Source organism: Embleya sp. NPDC005575 (assembly GCF_040605455.1).
GTDB lineage: Bacteria > Actinomycetota > Actinomycetes > Streptomycetales > Streptomycetaceae > Embleya.
In genome coordinates this window covers 1-15,792 of sequence record NZ_JBEXCV010000021.1, presented here as the reverse complement: position 1 = coordinate 15,792, position 15,792 = coordinate 1, and the positions used below count along the sequence as shown (strand labels likewise).

At 68.6% G+C, this 15,792-nt stretch carries 14 protein-coding genes, 3 tRNA genes and 1 pseudogene; 2 read left to right on the top strand and 16 right to left on the bottom strand.

Annotated features, from left to right (window positions below):
* Positions 1-102 precede the first annotated feature (102 nt).
* From rpoB to ABZS54_RS09960, 9 genes are all read right to left on the bottom strand, one after another.
* Complete coding sequence (rpoB, locus tag ABZS54_RS10000; protein ID WP_355532977.1) at positions 103-3,582, bottom strand: DNA-directed RNA polymerase subunit beta; 3,480 nt, start codon at positions 3,580-3,582, stop codon at positions 103-105.
* 670 nt (positions 3,583-4,252) lie between these two features.
* A complete protein-coding gene (gene rplL / locus ABZS54_RS09995; RefSeq protein WP_355532975.1) occupies positions 4,253-4,633 on the bottom strand; it encodes a 50S ribosomal protein L7/L12 in 381 nt (126 codons plus the stop codon).
* A 94-nt stretch (positions 4,634-4,727) separates the two neighbouring features.
* The gene (gene rplJ, locus ABZS54_RS09990) at positions 4,728-5,291 is read right to left on the bottom strand and encodes a 50S ribosomal protein L10 (RefSeq protein ID WP_355532973.1); all 564 of its coding nucleotides are present in this window, start codon (positions 5,289-5,291) and stop codon (positions 4,728-4,730) included.
* Positions 5,292-5,605: 314 nt separating this feature from the next.
* Positions 5,606-6,538, bottom strand: coding sequence for a hypothetical protein (locus tag ABZS54_RS09985; protein ID WP_355532971.1), 933 nt, complete (start codon positions 6,536-6,538; stop codon positions 5,606-5,608).
* A 173-nt stretch (positions 6,539-6,711) separates the two neighbouring features.
* Positions 6,712-7,428 carry a 50S ribosomal protein L1 gene (gene rplA, locus ABZS54_RS09980; protein WP_355532969.1) on the bottom strand — a complete coding sequence of 239 codons (717 nt, stop codon included), beginning with the start codon at positions 7,426-7,428 and terminating at the stop codon, positions 6,712-6,714.
* Between the two features lie 130 nt (positions 7,429-7,558).
* Positions 7,559-7,993, bottom strand: coding sequence for a 50S ribosomal protein L11 (rplK, locus tag ABZS54_RS09975; RefSeq protein ID WP_020549250.1), 435 nt, complete (start codon positions 7,991-7,993; stop codon positions 7,559-7,561).
* A gap of 172 nt (positions 7,994-8,165) precedes the next feature.
* Positions 8,166-8,957, bottom strand: coding sequence for a transcription termination/antitermination protein NusG (gene nusG / locus ABZS54_RS09970; protein ID WP_355533072.1), 792 nt, complete (start codon positions 8,955-8,957; stop codon positions 8,166-8,168).
* A gap of 110 nt (positions 8,958-9,067) precedes the next feature.
* The gene (secE, locus tag ABZS54_RS09965; RefSeq protein ID WP_079026295.1) at positions 9,068-9,394 is read right to left on the bottom strand and encodes a preprotein translocase subunit SecE; all 327 of its coding nucleotides are present in this window, start codon (positions 9,392-9,394) and stop codon (positions 9,068-9,070) included.
* 119 nt (positions 9,395-9,513) lie between these two features.
* Positions 9,514-9,586 (bottom strand) — tRNA-Trp (locus tag ABZS54_RS09960).
* Positions 9,587-9,783: 197 nt separating this feature from the next.
* On the opposite strand from ABZS54_RS09960, the gene ABZS54_RS09955 reads away from it, so the two are divergent.
* Together ABZS54_RS09955 and ABZS54_RS09950 are read left to right on the top strand one after the other, a co-directional pair.
* A complete protein-coding gene (locus ABZS54_RS09955; RefSeq protein ID WP_355532966.1) occupies positions 9,784-11,025 on the top strand; it encodes a pyridoxal phosphate-dependent aminotransferase in 1,242 nt (413 codons plus the stop codon).
* Between the two features lie 179 nt (positions 11,026-11,204).
* Positions 11,205-12,278, top strand: a complete 1,074-nt coding sequence (locus tag ABZS54_RS09950) for an adenosine deaminase (protein ID WP_355532964.1) — start codon at positions 11,205-11,207, stop codon at positions 12,276-12,278.
* Between the two features lie 72 nt (positions 12,279-12,350).
* Here the strand turns inward: ABZS54_RS09950 and ABZS54_RS09945 are convergent, their stop codons facing one another.
* From ABZS54_RS09945 to ABZS54_RS09915, 7 genes and pseudogenes are all read right to left on the bottom strand, one after another.
* Positions 12,351-13,403 (bottom strand): UDP-N-acetylmuramate dehydrogenase, encoded by a 1,053-nt coding sequence (locus ABZS54_RS09945; RefSeq protein WP_355532962.1) that lies wholly within the window; start codon positions 13,401-13,403, stop codon positions 12,351-12,353.
* 35 nt (positions 13,404-13,438) lie between these two features.
* Entirely contained in the window at positions 13,439-13,867 is a 429-nt protein-coding gene (locus ABZS54_RS09940) for a MaoC family dehydratase (RefSeq protein ID WP_355532960.1), read from the bottom strand.
* A 2-nt stretch (positions 13,868-13,869) separates the two neighbouring features.
* Positions 13,870-14,331 (bottom strand): MaoC family dehydratase N-terminal domain-containing protein, encoded by a 462-nt coding sequence (locus ABZS54_RS09935; RefSeq protein WP_355532958.1) that lies wholly within the window; start codon positions 14,329-14,331, stop codon positions 13,870-13,872.
* Between the two features lie 116 nt (positions 14,332-14,447).
* Positions 14,448-14,612 carry a 50S ribosomal protein L33 gene (gene rpmG, locus ABZS54_RS09930; RefSeq protein ID WP_004571794.1) on the bottom strand — a complete coding sequence of 55 codons (165 nt, stop codon included), beginning with the start codon at positions 14,610-14,612 and terminating at the stop codon, positions 14,448-14,450.
* Positions 14,613-14,688: 76 nt separating this feature from the next.
* A tRNA-Met gene (locus ABZS54_RS09925) sits at positions 14,689-14,764 on the bottom strand.
* 45 nt (positions 14,765-14,809) lie between these two features.
* Positions 14,810-14,882 (bottom strand) — tRNA-Thr (locus tag ABZS54_RS09920).
* Positions 14,883-14,950: 68 nt separating this feature from the next.
* A pseudogene (locus ABZS54_RS09915) lies at positions 14,951-15,792 on the bottom strand (hypothetical protein); the annotation flags it as partial.

The following is a 15,792-nucleotide window of genomic DNA, read 5'->3' as shown; positions in this document are numbered from 1 at the left end:
CGGTCACGGCGGGGGCTGTGCCGTGCTCACCAGTGTGTGTCTTCATCAGGACTGGGGTCGAAATCCCGGGGCCGGCCTGACGGCCGGACCCGGGAGGGAGCCTCAGACCTCTTCGACGCTGCTCGGCTCACGCCGCGACAGGTCGATACCAAGCTCCTCCGCAGCGCGGAAGACGTCCTCGTCGGTGTCGCGCATCTCGATCGACATACCGTCGCTGGAGAGGACCTCCACGTTGAGGCAGAGCGACTGCATCTCCTTGATGAGCACCTTGAAGGACTCGGGGATGCCCGGCTCCGGGATGTTCTCGCCCTTGACGATCGCCTCGTACACCTTCACGCGGCCGAGGACGTCGTCGGACTTGATGGTCAGCAGTTCCTGGAGCGCGTAGGCGGCACCGTATGCCTCGAGTGCCCACACCTCCATCTCACCGAATCGCTGGCCACCGAACTGGGCCTTACCACCCAGCGGCTGCTGGGTGATCATCGAGTAGGGACCGGTCGACCGGGCGTGCAGCTTGTCGTCGACCAGGTGGTGCAGCTTGAGGATGTACATGTACCCGACCGATACCGGGTGCGGGAACGGCTCGCCGGAGCGGCCGTCGTACATCTTCGCCTTGCCGGTGCCGTCGATCAGACGGACGCCGTCACGGGTCTTGTTGGTCGAGTCGAGGAGACCGGTGATCTCCTCCTCGCGCGCACCGTCGAAGACCGGGGTGGCGACGTTGGTGCCGGGGGCACCCTGGTCGGCCGCGATCGCCCGGAGGCGACCCTTCCAGTCCTCGTCGTCGCCCTCGACGCTCCAGCCGGTCTTGGCGATCCAGCCGAGGTGCGTCTCCAGGACCTGACCCGGGTTCATTCGGGACGGGACACCGAGCGGGTTGAGGATGATGTCGACCGGGGTGCCGTCCTCCAGGAACGGCATGTCCTCGACCGGCAGGATCTTCGAGATGACGCCCTTGTTGCCGTGGCGACCGGCGAGCTTGTCACCGTCGGTGATCTTGCGCTTCTGCGCGACGTAGACGCGGACCAGCTGGTTCACGCCCGGCGGCAGCTCGTCGCCGGCCTCGCGGTCGAAGACGCGGACGCCGATGACCTTGCCCGACTCGCCGTGCGGCACCTTCAGCGAGGTGTCGCGCACCTCGCGCGCCTTCTCGCCGAAGATCGCGCGGAGCAGGCGCTCCTCCGGAGTCAGCTCGGTCTCGCCCTTGGGCGTGACCTTGCCGACCAGGATGTCGCCGGGCACGACGTCGGCGCCGATCCGGATGATGCCGCGCTCGTCCAGGTCCGCGAGGACCTCTTCGGAGACGTTCGGGATGTCCCGGGTGATCTCCTCCGGGCCGAGCTTGGTGTCACGGGCGTCGACCTCGTGCTCCTCGATGTGAATCGAGGAGAGGACGTCGTCCTGCACCAGACGCTGCGACAGGATGATCGCGTCTTCGTAGTTGTGACCCTCCCACGGCATGAACGCCACGAGGAGGTTCTTGCCGAGGGCCATCTCGCCCTCTTCGGTGCACGGACCGTCGGCCAGCACCTGGCCGGCCTCGACCCGCGCGCCCTCGTCGACGACGACCTTCTGGTTGAAGGACGTGCCCTGGTTCGAGCGCATGAACTTCTGCACGCGGTACGTGGTGTACGTCGCGTCGTCGTTCATCACGGTGATGTAGTCGGCCGAGACGTCCTGGACCACGCCCGGCTTCTCGGCGGTGATCACGTCGGCGGCGTCGACCGCGGCGCGGTACTCCATGCCGGTGCCCACCAGGGGGGACTCCGCCTTCAGCAGCGGCACGGCCTGGCGCATCATGTTCGAGCCCATGAGCGCGCGGTTCGCGTCGTCGTGCTCGAGGAACGGGATCATCGCAGTCGCGACCGACACCATCTGGCGCGGCGAGACGTCCATGTAGTCGACTTCGTCGCCGGGGATGTAGTCGATCTCGCCGCCGCGGCGACGCACGAGCACACGGGCCTCGGCAAACGAGTCGTCCTCGTTCAGCGGCGCGTTCGCCTGGGCGATGACGAAGCGGTCTTCCTCGTCGGCCGTCAGGTAGTCGATGCCGTCGGTGACCCGGCCTTCGATCACCTTGCGGTACGGGGTCTCCACGAAACCGAACGCGTTGACCCGACCGTAGGACGCGAGCGAGCCGATCAGACCGATGTTCGGGCCTTCGGGGGTCTCGATCGGGCACATCCGGCCGTAGTGCGACGGGTGCACGTCACGGACCTCGAAGCCGGCCCGCTCACGGGAGAGACCGCCGGGGCCCAGCGCGGACAGACGACGCTTGTGGGTCAGGCCCGACAGCGGGTTCGTCTGGTCCATGAACTGGGACAGCTGGCTGGTGCCGAAGAACTCCTTGATGGAGGCGACGACCGGCCGGATGTTGATCAGGGTCTGCGGCGTGATCGCCTCGACGTCCTGGGTGGTCATCCGCTCGCGGACGACGCGCTCCATCCGGGCCAGGCCGGTGCGGACCTGGTTCTGGATGAGCTCGCCCACGTTGCGCAGACGACGGTTGCCGAAGTGGTCGATGTCGTCGACCTCGACCACGATCTCCTGGCCGGAGGCGCCTTCCATGTCGGTCTCGCCGGCGTGCAGCTTGACCAGGTACTTGATGGTGGCGATGACGTCCTCGACGGTCATCACGCCGGCGTCCAGCGCCTGCTCGACCCCGAGCTTCTTGTTCACCTTGTAGCGGCCGACCTTGGCGAGGTCGTAGCGCTTCGGGTTGAAGTAGAGGTTCTCGAGCAGGGTCTGCGCGGCCTCGCGGGTCGGCGGCTCCCCCGGACGCAGCTTGCGGTAGATGTCCAGCAGCGCGTCGTCCTGGCCCTGGGTGTGGTCCTTCTCCAGGGTCTGCCGCATCGACTCGTACTGGCCGAACTCCTCGAGGATCTGGGAGTCGGTCCAGCCGAGCGCCTTCAGCAGCACGGTGACGCTCTGCTTGCGCTTGCGGTCGATGCGGACACCGACGGTGTCGCGCTTGTCGATCTCCAGCTCCAGCCAGGCGCCACGCGAGGGGATCACCTTCGCGCTGAAGATGTCCTTGTCGGACGTCTTGTCGACCTGGCTGTCGAAGTACACACCCGGGGAACGAACCAGCTGGGACACCACGACACGCTCGGTGCCGTTGATGATGAAGGTGCCCTTGTTCGTCATGAGCGGGAAGTCGCCCATGAAGACCGTCTGGCTCTTGATCTCGCCGGTCTCGTTGTTGGTGAACTCGGCCGTGACGAACAGCGGCGCCGAGTACGTGAAGTCGCGCTCCTTGCACTCCTCGATGGAGTTCTTCGGAGGCTCGAAGCGGTGGTCCCGGAACGTCAGGGACATCGAACCGGAGAAGTCCTCGATCGGAGAGATCTCTTCGAAGATCTCTTCGAGGCCGGACTTGGTGGGCACATCCTGTCCGCCCGCGAGGGCGGCCTCGACCCGTGCCTTCCACGCACTGTTGCCGAGCAGCCAGTCGAAGCTCTCGGTCTGCAACGCGAGAAGGTTCGGAACCTCCAGGGGTTCCCTGATCTTGGCGAAGGAGATGCGGAGCGGGGCAGTGGCGGCGCCGGGGTTGGTAGCGGAGGCGGTGCGCGAGGCGGCCAAGAGGGGTCCTTCCGAGGGCTCGGACTCACTATGCGCATACTGGACGGCCCGGGTTCATACACCGGGAGAAGTCAATAGGCAGCGCAAAGGGTCAGTGTAGCCACAAGGCACACCGCTGTCCAGCCCCTATGAAGGGCCGGTCCACCACCCGGATTCAGAAACCATCCGGCAACCGTGCTTCAGGGGTGCGTCCGAAGAATTGCGCGCCCCGATCCGTTCGTCAAGGGGTTGCTTTCCCCCTCAGAGCCGACGGAACCCTTCCGCGCCCCGAGAAAACCGGACGGAGGTCCCGATCCCGCGGCCTGCGACGAGACTCGCGTCACATCGGCCGACCGGGTTCGCAAGGAACCTCGGGAAGCCTGCAAAACACGGTAGACCGCCGGTCCGACACTGACCGGATCCGGCGCTCGAAGGGCGACCCGCGCGCCCTCGCGCGCGCCCTCGACGAGGTGCGACCGGCCTGGTGCGAGCGGGTCCGGCGGGCGCTGAGAGTGTTGGGAGTATCACCCTTTCGAGCGAGGCCGAGAGAGCTATGTCCGGCTCTGTACGGCTCGTCGCGAGGGTCGCCCGGCACCGTCGGACGGTCCGGGATCCGCTCCGGAAAAGCCCGAAGGCGACCGCCCTGGCGGACGATCGCCTTCGGTGATGCCACCCGGTGGGCGGCGTCGAATTACTTGACCTCGACCGAGGCGCCGGCGCCTTCGAGGGCAGCCTTCGCCTTCTCGGCGGCCTCCTTCGAGACCTTCTCCAGGAGCGCCTTGGGGGCGGAGTCCACGAGGTCCTTGGCCTCCTTCAGACCGAGGCTCGTGAGCGCGCGCACCTCCTTGATGACCTGGATCTTCTTGTCGCCGGCACCCGTGAGGATGACGTCGAACTCGTCCTGCTCGGCCTCGGCCTCAACGGCGACGGGGCCACCGGGGACGGCGACGGCGGCCGGGGCGGCAGCCTTGACGTCGAAGGTCTCCTCGAAGAGCTTCACGAAGTCCGAGAGCTCGATGAGGGTCATTTCCTTGAACGACGCAAGCAGCTCGTCGTTGCTGAGCTTCGCCATGATCGGCGGTCCTTCCTGATCAATTCGGCTGGTGCCGGGTGGTGTGGGATGGCGGGGGCGCTGCCCCCGGCGACCAAGGTCGCGACTGCCGGAACTACTCGGCGGTCTCGGCCTCGGCGGCGGGAGCCGGCTCGCCGGCACCGCCCTGCTCGACCTTCGCGCGAAGCGCGTCCGCAGTGCGGACGAACTCCGTGAGCGGAGCCTGGAAGGTCGCCGCGGCCTTGGCCATGGTTCCCTTCATGGCGCCCGCCAGCTTGGAGAGCAGCACCTCGCGGGACTCGAGGTCCGCGAGCTTCTTGATCTCGTCGGCGCTGAGCGCCTTGCCCTCAAGGACGCCGCCCTTGATGACGAGAAGGGGGTTCGCCTTGGCGAAGTCACGCAGGCTCTTCGCGGCCTCCACGGGGTCACCCGTGACGAACGCGATCGCGGACGGGCCCTCGAGGAGGTCGTCCAGCTGATCGATGCCCGCCTCGTTGGCGGCGATCTTGGTCAGCGTGTTCTTCACCACGGCGTACTGCGCGTTCTCACCGAGCGAACGACGCAGCTCCTTGAGCTGCGCGACGGTGAGCCCGCGGTACTCGGTCAGCACTGCGGCGTTCGAGTCACGGAACTGCTCCGTGAGCTCGGCGACCGCGGCCGCCTTGTCGGGCCTCGCCATAGGGCTGGCCTCCTTCCGCGATGCGATTGCCGATCGACCGTGGCGGTCGACCGTGTGCCGGATGAATACGCCGGTCCGCAGGGCGGAAGGGGTCCACACACGAAAAACGCCCCGGCGCAGGCGCACGGGGCGTACATCCTCGAATCACACGGAATCCGTGTGCTTCGGGGCAACGACTCACGTTCACACCTGCGCAGGTCGTCCGCGATGCGGAACCTTCGTTTGCCGACCCTGCCTTGCGGCACGACGACAACGACCGACGGTCTTTGGCTTGGTGCCAAGGTACGCGACGGCACTCGTTCGGAGCAAATCGGTTATCGACGGGCGGGCAGCGACGGCATTCCGGGCATCGACGGCATGCCCGGCAGGTTCGGCAGGCCCTTGGTGAGGTCGCCCATGTCGAAGACCTGGTCGGCGGGCGGCGGCGCGATGTCGAACTTCGCGCCCCAGTTCGTGTAGTCGCCCGCGAAGACCATCGGCCCCTGGTCGCTCTGGGTGTGGTTCTCCACGTGGGTGATCAGCTTGTCCGGGCCGATCCACACGTCGATCTTCTCGGTCGTCACGCCCAGCGCCGCCTGCTGCTGCCGCAGGGTCTCGATGTCCGCCTCGGTGAGGTTGGCGTCGATGTCCGCGATCAGCTTGCCGAATTCGACGGTGCCGGCGAAGTGTCGGGTGCGCACGCCCGCGCGGTCCTCGGTGCCGATCTCCTTGAGGTCGCCCGCCTGGAGCAGCAGCGCCAGGCTCTTGGCCGGGTTGCCGCTCGCGACCACGTCGGCGAGGAGCTTGCCCATGGCGTCGCGGCCGGCCATCCCCGCGGTGCTCGTCTTCATCCAGGTCTTGCCGGCCATCATGGGCGTCTTCATGTTGATGTAGGCGGCGTCCTTGGTCATGACGCTCTTCAACTCGCCCATGGTGATCTCGCTGAGGTTGGTGCCGCCCGCCCACGACATCCGGCCCTCGAATTTTCCGCCGCCGGGCATCCCCGCGCTTCCGGGAGGCTGCGGGTTCGGGGACTGCCCGCCCGAGGCGCCGGGGATCGAGGTGGTGCCGGAGAACTGCACCGACTGCTTCTCGGCGGTGGCCTTTTCCACGTCGTCCAGGAAGGCGCCCGCGGCACTCTTGGCCCCTCCTCCGCCCTTCTTCGGCGTGCTTTTGCCGTCCCCGCCGCACGCGGTCAGTCCGCCGAGTGCGAGCAGGGCCGCGGTCATGGCGGCGGTGAGGTGGATCCGGTGTGGTCGCGTACGCATGGCGCTCTCCCCGTGGCATGGCGTCGATCGGCGATCGTGGCGACCCTACCGACGGCGGTACCGGACGTCAGGAGGTTTCTCCCTCCCCTTCGCCCTGACGTGGCGGGCGTCCGGACGTGCCGAGGCCCGGCACACCGTGTGGAGTGCCGGGCCTCGTTCGCGTGCGGGGCGGATCAGACCGCCTCTTCCTCCGTCAGGAGGTTGCGGGTGCGGTTCGGGTCGACCTGGATGCCGGGGCCCATCGTGGTCGAAACGCCGACCTTCCTGATGTAGCGACCCTTGGCGGCCGACGGCTTCGCGCGGAGCACCTCTTCGAGGGCGGCGGCGTAGTTCTCGACGAGCTGGGTGTCGTCGAACGTCGTCTTGCCGATGATGAAGTGCAGGTTCGAGTGCTTGTCGACGCGGAACTCGATCTTGCCGCCCTTGATCTCGTTCACGGCCTTCGCCACGTCGGGCGTGACCGTGCCGGTCTTCGGGTTGGGCATGAGGCCACGCGGGCCGAGCACGCGGCCCAGTCGGCCGACCTTGCCCATCAGGTCCGGGGTGGCGACGACGGCGTCGAAGTCGAGCCGACCCTTGGCGACCTCGTCGATGAGCTCGTCGGAACCGACGATGTCGGCGCCGGCAGCCTTGGCAGCCTCGGCACGGTCACCGGTCGCGAAGACCAGGACCCGGGCGGTCTTGCCGGTGCCGTGCGGGAGGATGACGGTGCTGCGGACCATCTGGTCGGCCTTGCGCGGGTCGACACCCAGGCGCATGGCCACCTCGACGGTGCCGGCGAACTTGGTGGGCGAGGTCTCCTTGGCCAGTCGAACGGCCTCGAGCGGCGAGTAGAGCCGCTCGTGGTCGATCTTGGTGTCGGCCTCGCGGTAGGACTTGCTGCGCTTCACTGAAAGCTCCTGGAATTCCGAAAGGAGTTGTGGTGGGAGCGGGTCGCGCGGACCCTTCCACTCCGCGAGGTCGTGTGCTTACGCGCACGTCCTCGCGTCGGTTCTGGTACTGCCGGACTGCGGGGCTCGATCAGCCCTCGACCGTGATGCCCATCGAACGCGCGGTGCCGGAGATGATCTTCTCCGCGGCGTCGATGTCGTTGGCGTTCAGGTCGGCCATCTTGGTCTGCGCGATGCCGCGGATCTGCTCGCGGGTGACCTTGGCGACCTTGGTCTTGTGGGGCTCGCCCGAGCCCTTCTCGACACCGGCGGCCTTGAGGATCAGTCGCGCGGCCGGCGGCGTCTTCGTCACGAAGGTGAAGGAACGGTCTTCGTAGACCGAGATCTCCACCGGAACGATGTCGCCACGCTGCGACTCGGTCGCCGCGTTGTACGCCTTGCAGAACTCCATGATGTTGACGCCGTGCTGGCCCAGAGCGGGACCGACCGGCGGGGCCGGCGTGGCTGCGCCGGCCTTGATCTGCAGCTTGATGATCGCTGACAGCTTCTTCTTCTTGGGAGGCATTTTTTCCGGGTCCTTCGACGAGATGTACGTCCCGATCACCACGCGGAGCGCGGACGTGTTCGGGCCCGCCACGCGGTGCGGCGCCCACTCAACGATAACCACCGTTGCGAGGGCGCCTTGTCCACCACCCGGATGCGACCCCGACGAAACGGGGTCCCACCTGGGGGAAGTATCAGTTCTTCTGGATCTGGTTGAACGAGAGCTCGACCGGCGTCTCGCGCCCGAAGATCTCCACCAGGCCCTTGACCTTCTGCGAGTCGGCGTTGATCTCGTTGATCGTCGCCTGCAGCGTCGCGAAGGGGCCGTCGATGACGGTGACCGAGTCGCCGACCTCGAAGTCGAGCACCTTGACCTCGGTCGTGCTCTTGGCGCCGCTGCCGCCGGTCGCCTTCTCCTCCTCGGGGGCGAGGATCTTGACGACCTCGTCGAGGGTGAGCGGGAAGGGCTCGTGCGCGTTGCCGACGAAGCCGGTGACCCCGGGGGTGTTCCGGACGGCGCCCCACGACTCGTTCGTCAGGTCCATCCGGACCAGCACGTAGCCGGGGAACTTGTTGCGCTTGACGGTCTTGCGCTGGCCGTTCTTGATCTCGACGACCTCTTCCTGCGGCACCTCGACCTGGAAGATGTAGTCCTCCATGTTGAGCGAGGTGGTGCGGGACTCGAGGTTGGCCTTCACGCGGTTCTCGTAGCCCGCGTACGAGTGGATGACGTACCACTCGCCCGGGGCGCGACGGAGCGCGTCCTTGAAGTCCTCGGCCGGGTCGCTCTCGGGGGCGTCCCCAAGCTCGGCGTCGTCGCCGGCCTCGGCGTCGTCGTCCTCGGCGGCGTCCGCGTCCTCGGCGTCGTCCTCGGTGGCCTCGGTGTCTTCCACTTCGTCATCGGTGGAGACGGCCGGGGCCTCGGCCGCGTCCTCGAGGGCTTTGTCCTCGAGAGCTGCGGCCTCCGCCTGCTCCGACAGGGCCACCGTCTCGTCGGCGGAGTTGTCGGCGGACAGGTTCGGGTCAGACACGTTGGGTGCTTCTTCCTGGCTGGGGGTCGAACGGTCGTTGCAGGCGCGCTACGAAAGGATGGGGCTCAGCCGAAGATGGCGAGCGCGGCCTTCGCGAAGCCGAGGTCGAGTCCGTAGACGATTCCGATGATCATCAGACAGAACACGATGACCACCGTGGTGTACGTGCTCAGCTCGTTGCGGGTCGGCCAAACGACCTTGCGCAGCTCGGCGATGATTTGCCGGTAGAAAAGAGCCGCCCGCGCGAACAGGTTCTTCTTTTTCTGCTCCGGCTTGCCCGAAGAACCCTTCGGGCGATTCGCCCGGCGACCGCCGGGGGGCTCGTCGTCGGAGCCGCGGCCATCAGAGCTGCTGTGCTCAGGCGTAGCCGTGGAGCCGTGGGCCTCCGTCAACTCGTCCTCACCTGATCCGGTCCGACCGTGGATCACCGACGGGGTTGTCGGCGCCGACAGTTTGCGCTGACTGCGTACGAGTCACGATCGACCCGAGGATCGACCGCAGTCGCACATCGCAGGGCACGAGGGACTTGAACCCCCAACCCCCGGTTTTGGAGACCGGTGCTCTGCCAATTGAGCTAGTGCCCTTCACGCGGTCATCAACCTAGCGGAGTCGCCGACCCGAGAACACAACATTTTCGGGCGCGGCAGCATGCATGTTGGGACCGCCAAGCGTCGAGTGTACGGGGTCGAGTGCGTCAGGTCGAACCCATGCCGCGCGGGTCGGCGGTTCGGCGCGGAATTTCGACATGCCCGCGCCGAGGTGGAATGCGACCATGGCCGGCATGACGGCTCCCACCTCCAGCTCCCCGTCCGTGCCCGCGTCGAAGCGCCGGATCTCGGCCCGCGTCGGTGCCATCGCCGAGTCCGCGACACTCGCGGTCGACGCCAAGGCCAAGGCGCTCAAGGCCGCCGGTCGCCCCGTGGTCGGCTTCGGCGCCGGTGAGCCGGACTTCCCGACGCCCGACTACATCGTGGACGCGGCGGCCGCGGCCTGTCGCGAGCCGAGGTTCCACCGCTACACGCCGGCCGGTGGGCTGCCCGAGCTCAAGGCCGCGATCGTCGCCAAGACGCTGCGCGACTCGGGCCTGGCGGTGGACCCGGCCCAGGTGCTCGTCACCAACGGTGGCAAGCAGGCGATCTACGAGGCGTTCGCGGCCATCCTGGACCCGGGCGACGAGGTGCTCGTGCCCGCGCCGTACTGGACCACCTACCCGGAGTCGATCAAGCTCGCGGGTGGCGTCTCGGTGGACGTGGTCGCCGACGAGAGCACCGACTACCTGGTGTCCGTCGAGCAGTTGGAGGCGGCGCGCACCGAGCGCACCAAGGTGCTGGTGTTCGTCTCGCCGTCGAACCCGACCGGCGCGGTGTACTCGCGGGAACAGACCGAGGCGATCGGGCGCTGGGCGGTCGAGCACGGGCTGTGGGTGCTGACCGACGAGATCTACGAGCACCTGGTCTACGACGACACCGAATTCGTGTCGATGCCGGTGGTGGTGCCGGAGCTGGCGGACCGCTGCCTGATCGTCAACGGGGTGGCCAAGACGTACGCGATGACCGGCTGGCGGGTCGGCTGGATCATCGGCCCCAAGGACGTGATCAAGGCTGCCGCGAACCTCCAGTCGCACGCCACCTCGAACGTGTGCAACGTCGCCCAGGCCGCCGCGCTCACCGCGCTGACCGGCGATCTGGCCGCGGTGGACACGATGAAGGTGGCCTTCGACCGTCGCCGGCGCACGATCGTGCGGATGCTGAACGAGATCCCGGGGGTGCGGTGCCCCGAGCCCAAGGGCGCGTTCTACGTATACCCGTCGGTCAAGGGAGTGCTCGGCAAGGAGATCCGGGGCGTGCGTCCCGCGACCTCGGCCGAGTTGGCGAACCTGATCCTGGACGAGGTCGAGGTGGCCGTGGTGCCGGGTGAGGCCTTCGGCACCCAGGGCTACCTGCGGTTGTCCTACGCGCTCGGCGACGAGGACCTGGTCGAGGGGGTCGGCCGGATCGCCCGGCTGTTGGGCGAGGCGAAGTAGTCGAGACGGATCCGGGGCCGTCGTACGGGTGAGCGCGCGGCGGCCCCGGCGCGTTCGGCCCTCGGTGTGGGCGCCGGCGGGGTCGTTCACGTACCGGCCCCCGAAGTTTCGGCTCTCCTTCAGGGGGATCATCCGCGGTACCCCTCACGTACGTGGGGCCGGTGGTCCATGATCTGTGGATGGATCGTCCCGCACGCGATGTCCGCACCCTCCCGAAGGCTCATCTCCACCTGCACTTCACGGGATCCATGCGGTCGGAAACCCTGTTGGAACTGGCGGATCTGCACGGAGTGCGGCTGCCCGACTCGCTGACCTCGGGTCGACCACCACGATTGCGGGCCACCGACGAGCGGGGCTGGTTCCGATTCCAGCGCTTGTACGACATCGCCCGCTCGTGTGTGCGCACCCCGGACGACATGCATCGGCTGGTCCGCGAGGCGGCGGAGGACGACCGGGCCGAAGGCTCGGGCTGGCTGGAGATCCAGGTGGATCCGACCTCGTACGCACCCCGCCTGGGCGGGTTGACGCCGGCGGTCGAGATCGTGCTGGACGCGGTGGAGGCAGCCCGGGAGGCGACCGGAATCGGGATCGCGGTGGTGATCGCGGCGAATCGCACCAAGCATCAGTTGGAGGCGCGCACGCTGGCCCGGCTCGCCGCGCAGTACACCGATCGCGGTGTGGTCGGCTTCGGGCTGTCCAACGACGAGCGGCGGGGTCGGGCGCCCGCGTTCGAGCGGGCCTTCGAGATCGCCCGGCATGCCGGGCTGTTCGCGAACCCGCACGGCGGCGAGTTGGACGGGCCGCGCAGTATCCGTGAATGCGTGGACGTGTTGGGCGCGCGCCGGCTCGGGCACGGGATCCGGGTGGTGGAGGATCCCGAGTTGATGGCGCTGCTCGCGCGGCGCCGGATCGTGTGCGAGGTGTGCCCGGCCTCCAACGTCGCGCTCGGCGTCTACGACAAGGCCTCGGACGTGCCGCTGCGGAGGTTGTTCGAGGCGGGGGTGCCGATCGCGCTGGGCGCCGACGATCCGTTGTTGTTCGGCTCCCGGTTGGCCGCGCAGTACGAGCTGGCCAGGGACGAGCACGGGTTCGACGATGCGGAATTGGCCGAGCTTGCCCGGCAGTCGATCCTGGGCTCGGTGGCGCCGGCGCACGTGCAGCGGGCGCTGCTGGACGGGGTGGACGGGTGGTTGACGTCACCTGGCGCTTCGGTCGAGGTGGGTTTGGTTCCCGCCCGCCCGCCCGTTGCGTGAGGGGGAAGCCGTGGGATTCGGGCAGGTGGTGGGCGGATCGGGCCCAGCGGCCGGGGTCGGGCTGCTTGCGGGTCAGAGTTTGGCGTTGATCAGGACCGGTTCGTTGACCAGGGTCACGCCGAAGGCTTCGTGGACGCCGTCGCGGACCTCACGGGCCAGGGTGAGCAGGTCCTCGGTGCTGGCCTCGCCGCGGTTGGTCAGGGCCAGCGTGTGCTTGGTGGAGATACGCGCCCGGCCCTGCCCGTAGCCCTTGGCGAAGCCGGACCGTTCGATCAGCCACGCCGCGGAGGTCTTCACGTGGTCGGCGCCGGACGGGTAGCACGGCGGGGTGACCTCGGGGCCCAGATGCCGCGCGGTCCGCGCGGTCAGCTCGGCGAAGGCGTCGTGGGTGAGGATCGGGTTGGTGAAGAAGGAACCCGCGCTCCACGTGTCGTGGTCGGCCGGGTCGAGCACCATGCCCTTGCCGCGCCGCAGGTCCAGCACCGCCGCGCGGGCCGCCGCGACCGGGACCCGCTCGCCCGGCTCGACGCCGAGCGTACGGGCCAGTTCGGCGTATCGGATCGGTGCCGAGCGGCCCGCGTCGTCGCGCAGGCCGAAGCACACGCGCAGCACCACGAAGCGGTCGTCGCCCTTGAAGACGCTGTGCCGGTAGGTGAAGCGGCACTCGGCGGCGGTCAGCGTGCGCAGGCCGTGCTCGGTCCGGTCGTAGACCGCGACCGAGGTGATCGTCTCGGCGACCTCCTGGCCGTAGGCCCCGACGTTCTGCACCGGGGTCGCGCCGGCGCTGCCCGGGATGCCGGCGAGGCATTCGATGCCGGACAGGCCCGCGGCGACGGCGGCGGTGACCACGTCGTCCCACGGCACGCCGGCCTCGACGCTCACCCGGGTGCCGTCCACGCGCAGCCCGGTGGTGGCGATCCGCAGCACGTCGCCCGGGAAGCCGTCGTCGCCGACGACCAGGTTGCTGCCGCCGCCGAGCACGAGCAACGGGGTGCCCTGCTCGTCGGCGGCGCGTACGGTCGCCAGCACCGCGTCGGTGGTCGTGGCCGTGTGGAGCCGACGAGCCGGGCCGCCGAGGCGGAGGGTGGTCAGGGAGGCGAGAGGCGCGTCGGTTTCAGGCTGCACCGTTGGATTCTCGCATTACCCGATGTGTACCGGACTCAGGCCAACTGGACCACGGCCCTGGGCACGCCCAGGACCTTGGCGCCGCCGGCGGTGACCAGCAGGTCCACCCGGGCCCGGCGGTCGTCCAAAAGCACCGCGACCTTGCCGGTGACCTCGATGGTCGCGCCCTCGACGGTGTCCGGAACCACGACCGGCTTGGTGAAGCGCACGCCGAACTCGATCAGGGCTCCCGGGTCCCCGAGCCAGTCGGTGACCACCCGCGCGGCCTCGGCCATGGTGAACATGCCGTGCGCGATCACGTCCGGCAGGCCGACCTCGGCGGCGAACCGACCGTTCCAGTGGATCGGGTTGAAGTCGCCCGAGGCGCCCGCGTAGCGGACCAGCGTCTCCCGGGTGACCGGGAAGCTGCGGGCGGGCAGTTCGGTGCCGACCGCGACGTCGTCGAAGGAGATCTTGGCGGTCATGATCATGCCTCCGAGTCGTCGGCCGCGGCACGGGCCACCAGGGTCGAGAGCGCGGTGACGATGTGCTCCCCCTCCACGGTGGTCACCTCGGCGCGCGTGGTGAGGATGTCGTTGCCCGCGAGGGACTTGATGTTGTCCACGGTGGTCACCACGGTCAGCCGGTCGCCCGCGCGGACCGGGCGCGTGTAGGTGAACTTCTGGTCGCCGTGCACGACGCGCGAGTAGTCGAGACCGAGCTCGGGGTCGTAGACGACCTGGTCTGCGGCACGCATGGTGACCACGATCGCGAACGTCGGCGGTGCGATCACGTCCGGGTGCCCCAGCGCCTTGGCCGCCTCTGGGTCGTTGTACGCGGGATCGGGGTCGCCGATCGCGGCGGCGAACTCGCGGATCTTCTCCCGACCCACCTCGTACGGCTCGGTGGGCGGATACGTCCGCCCGATGAACTTCGCGTCCAGCGGCATGAAGCGGTTCTCCCTGGTGGGTGACGGGCCGGTGCGGGCAACGCTGCGGAGAATACGACAACGAGGCCACCCCCCTTGGCGGGGAGTGGCCTCGTCGATGTCGTGGTGCGAACCGCCTAGCGGGTTTCGCGGTGCGCGGTGTGCGCGTTGCAGCGGGGGCAGTGCTTCTTCATCTCAAGACGGTCCGGGTCGTTGCGCCGGTTCTTCTTGGTGATGTAGTTCCGCTCCTTGCACTCCACGCAGGCCAGCGTGATCTTCGGGCGGACGTCGGTGGCAGCCACTGGAGTGCCTTCCTTGCGGTCAGGGGTGAATACAGCAAAAGCAGCCGATGCGGAGTCTCCCCCGAATCGGCTCGCTTGGTAGCGGCGACCGGACTTGAACCGGTGACACAGCGATTATGAGCCGCTTGCTCTACCGTCTGAGCTACGCCGCCTCAACGAGGCCCCCGCCTGTTCCCAGGCGGGGATCCCATCGTCTGAGCCCCAATACGGAATCGAACCGTAGACCTTCTCCTTACCATGGAGACGCTCTACCGACTGAGCTATTGGGGCGAGCAGGAAAACCATACACGTTGCCTGTCGCCGATCGGAAATCGATTGGCGCAACGCCCACGGTTCCACTACTCGGCGGACCAAACAGCCCTGGTCAGAGCGCCTTCGACGGTTTGCGCGTACACGGCGGCGGCCAGCCATGCAGCGGACAAAAGGTCGTTGTCGCCCGCGCGAAGACGCCCGAAAACATCCCGTTCGCGGCCCGCCGCGACGTGCGTGAGGCGCTCGACCAGGCTCGCTCCCGTGGCCAGGCCGACCCGGCGCAGGCGGGCGGTATCGGCGGCGGTGGAACCGGCCAGGGCAAGCACCGGCCGACCGCCGCTGATCGCTCGCTCTACGTGACGGTGCATCAGGTACAACGGGCCGGCCGGGAGTTCCTCGGTCGCCACGGTCGCGGTGGAAATCGAGGCCGCTGCCGGGAGGTCGGCACGGTGCAGTCGGTCCAGGCCCAGGTCGACGCGGCCCAGTCGGTCCTCGGCCAGCCGCAGGGTGGGGCCCTCGCCCGGCGGAATGCCGACCGCAAGCACCCGGACCGCACGATCCGTGCCGGGTTCGAGTCGGCCGATCAACCGCAACCGCAGTCCCGGGCAGGTCGCGAGCAGACGCAGGTTGTCGCGGTAGGCGAAGGCGGGATCGGCGTGCGCGACGAGCAGGTGCACGTCCAGTTCCGCGCAGACGGCGCGGACCCGGTCCCGGGCGCCGGGGGTCGGGCCGAGCACGGTGACGTCGAGGAAGAGCAGGTCGGCGCCCGCGGGGCGGTCGTCCGCGGGCAGGTCGCGGTGGCCGACGACGCGGTCGACCTGGGTGGCCGGCGGGACGTCCCACAGGGCGCCGAGCGGCTCCTCGGTCCAGGCCGCACCGCTCGCCCGGGCGGCGCGCACCCCCTGGCCGGCGCCGAGCCGGCCGCCGG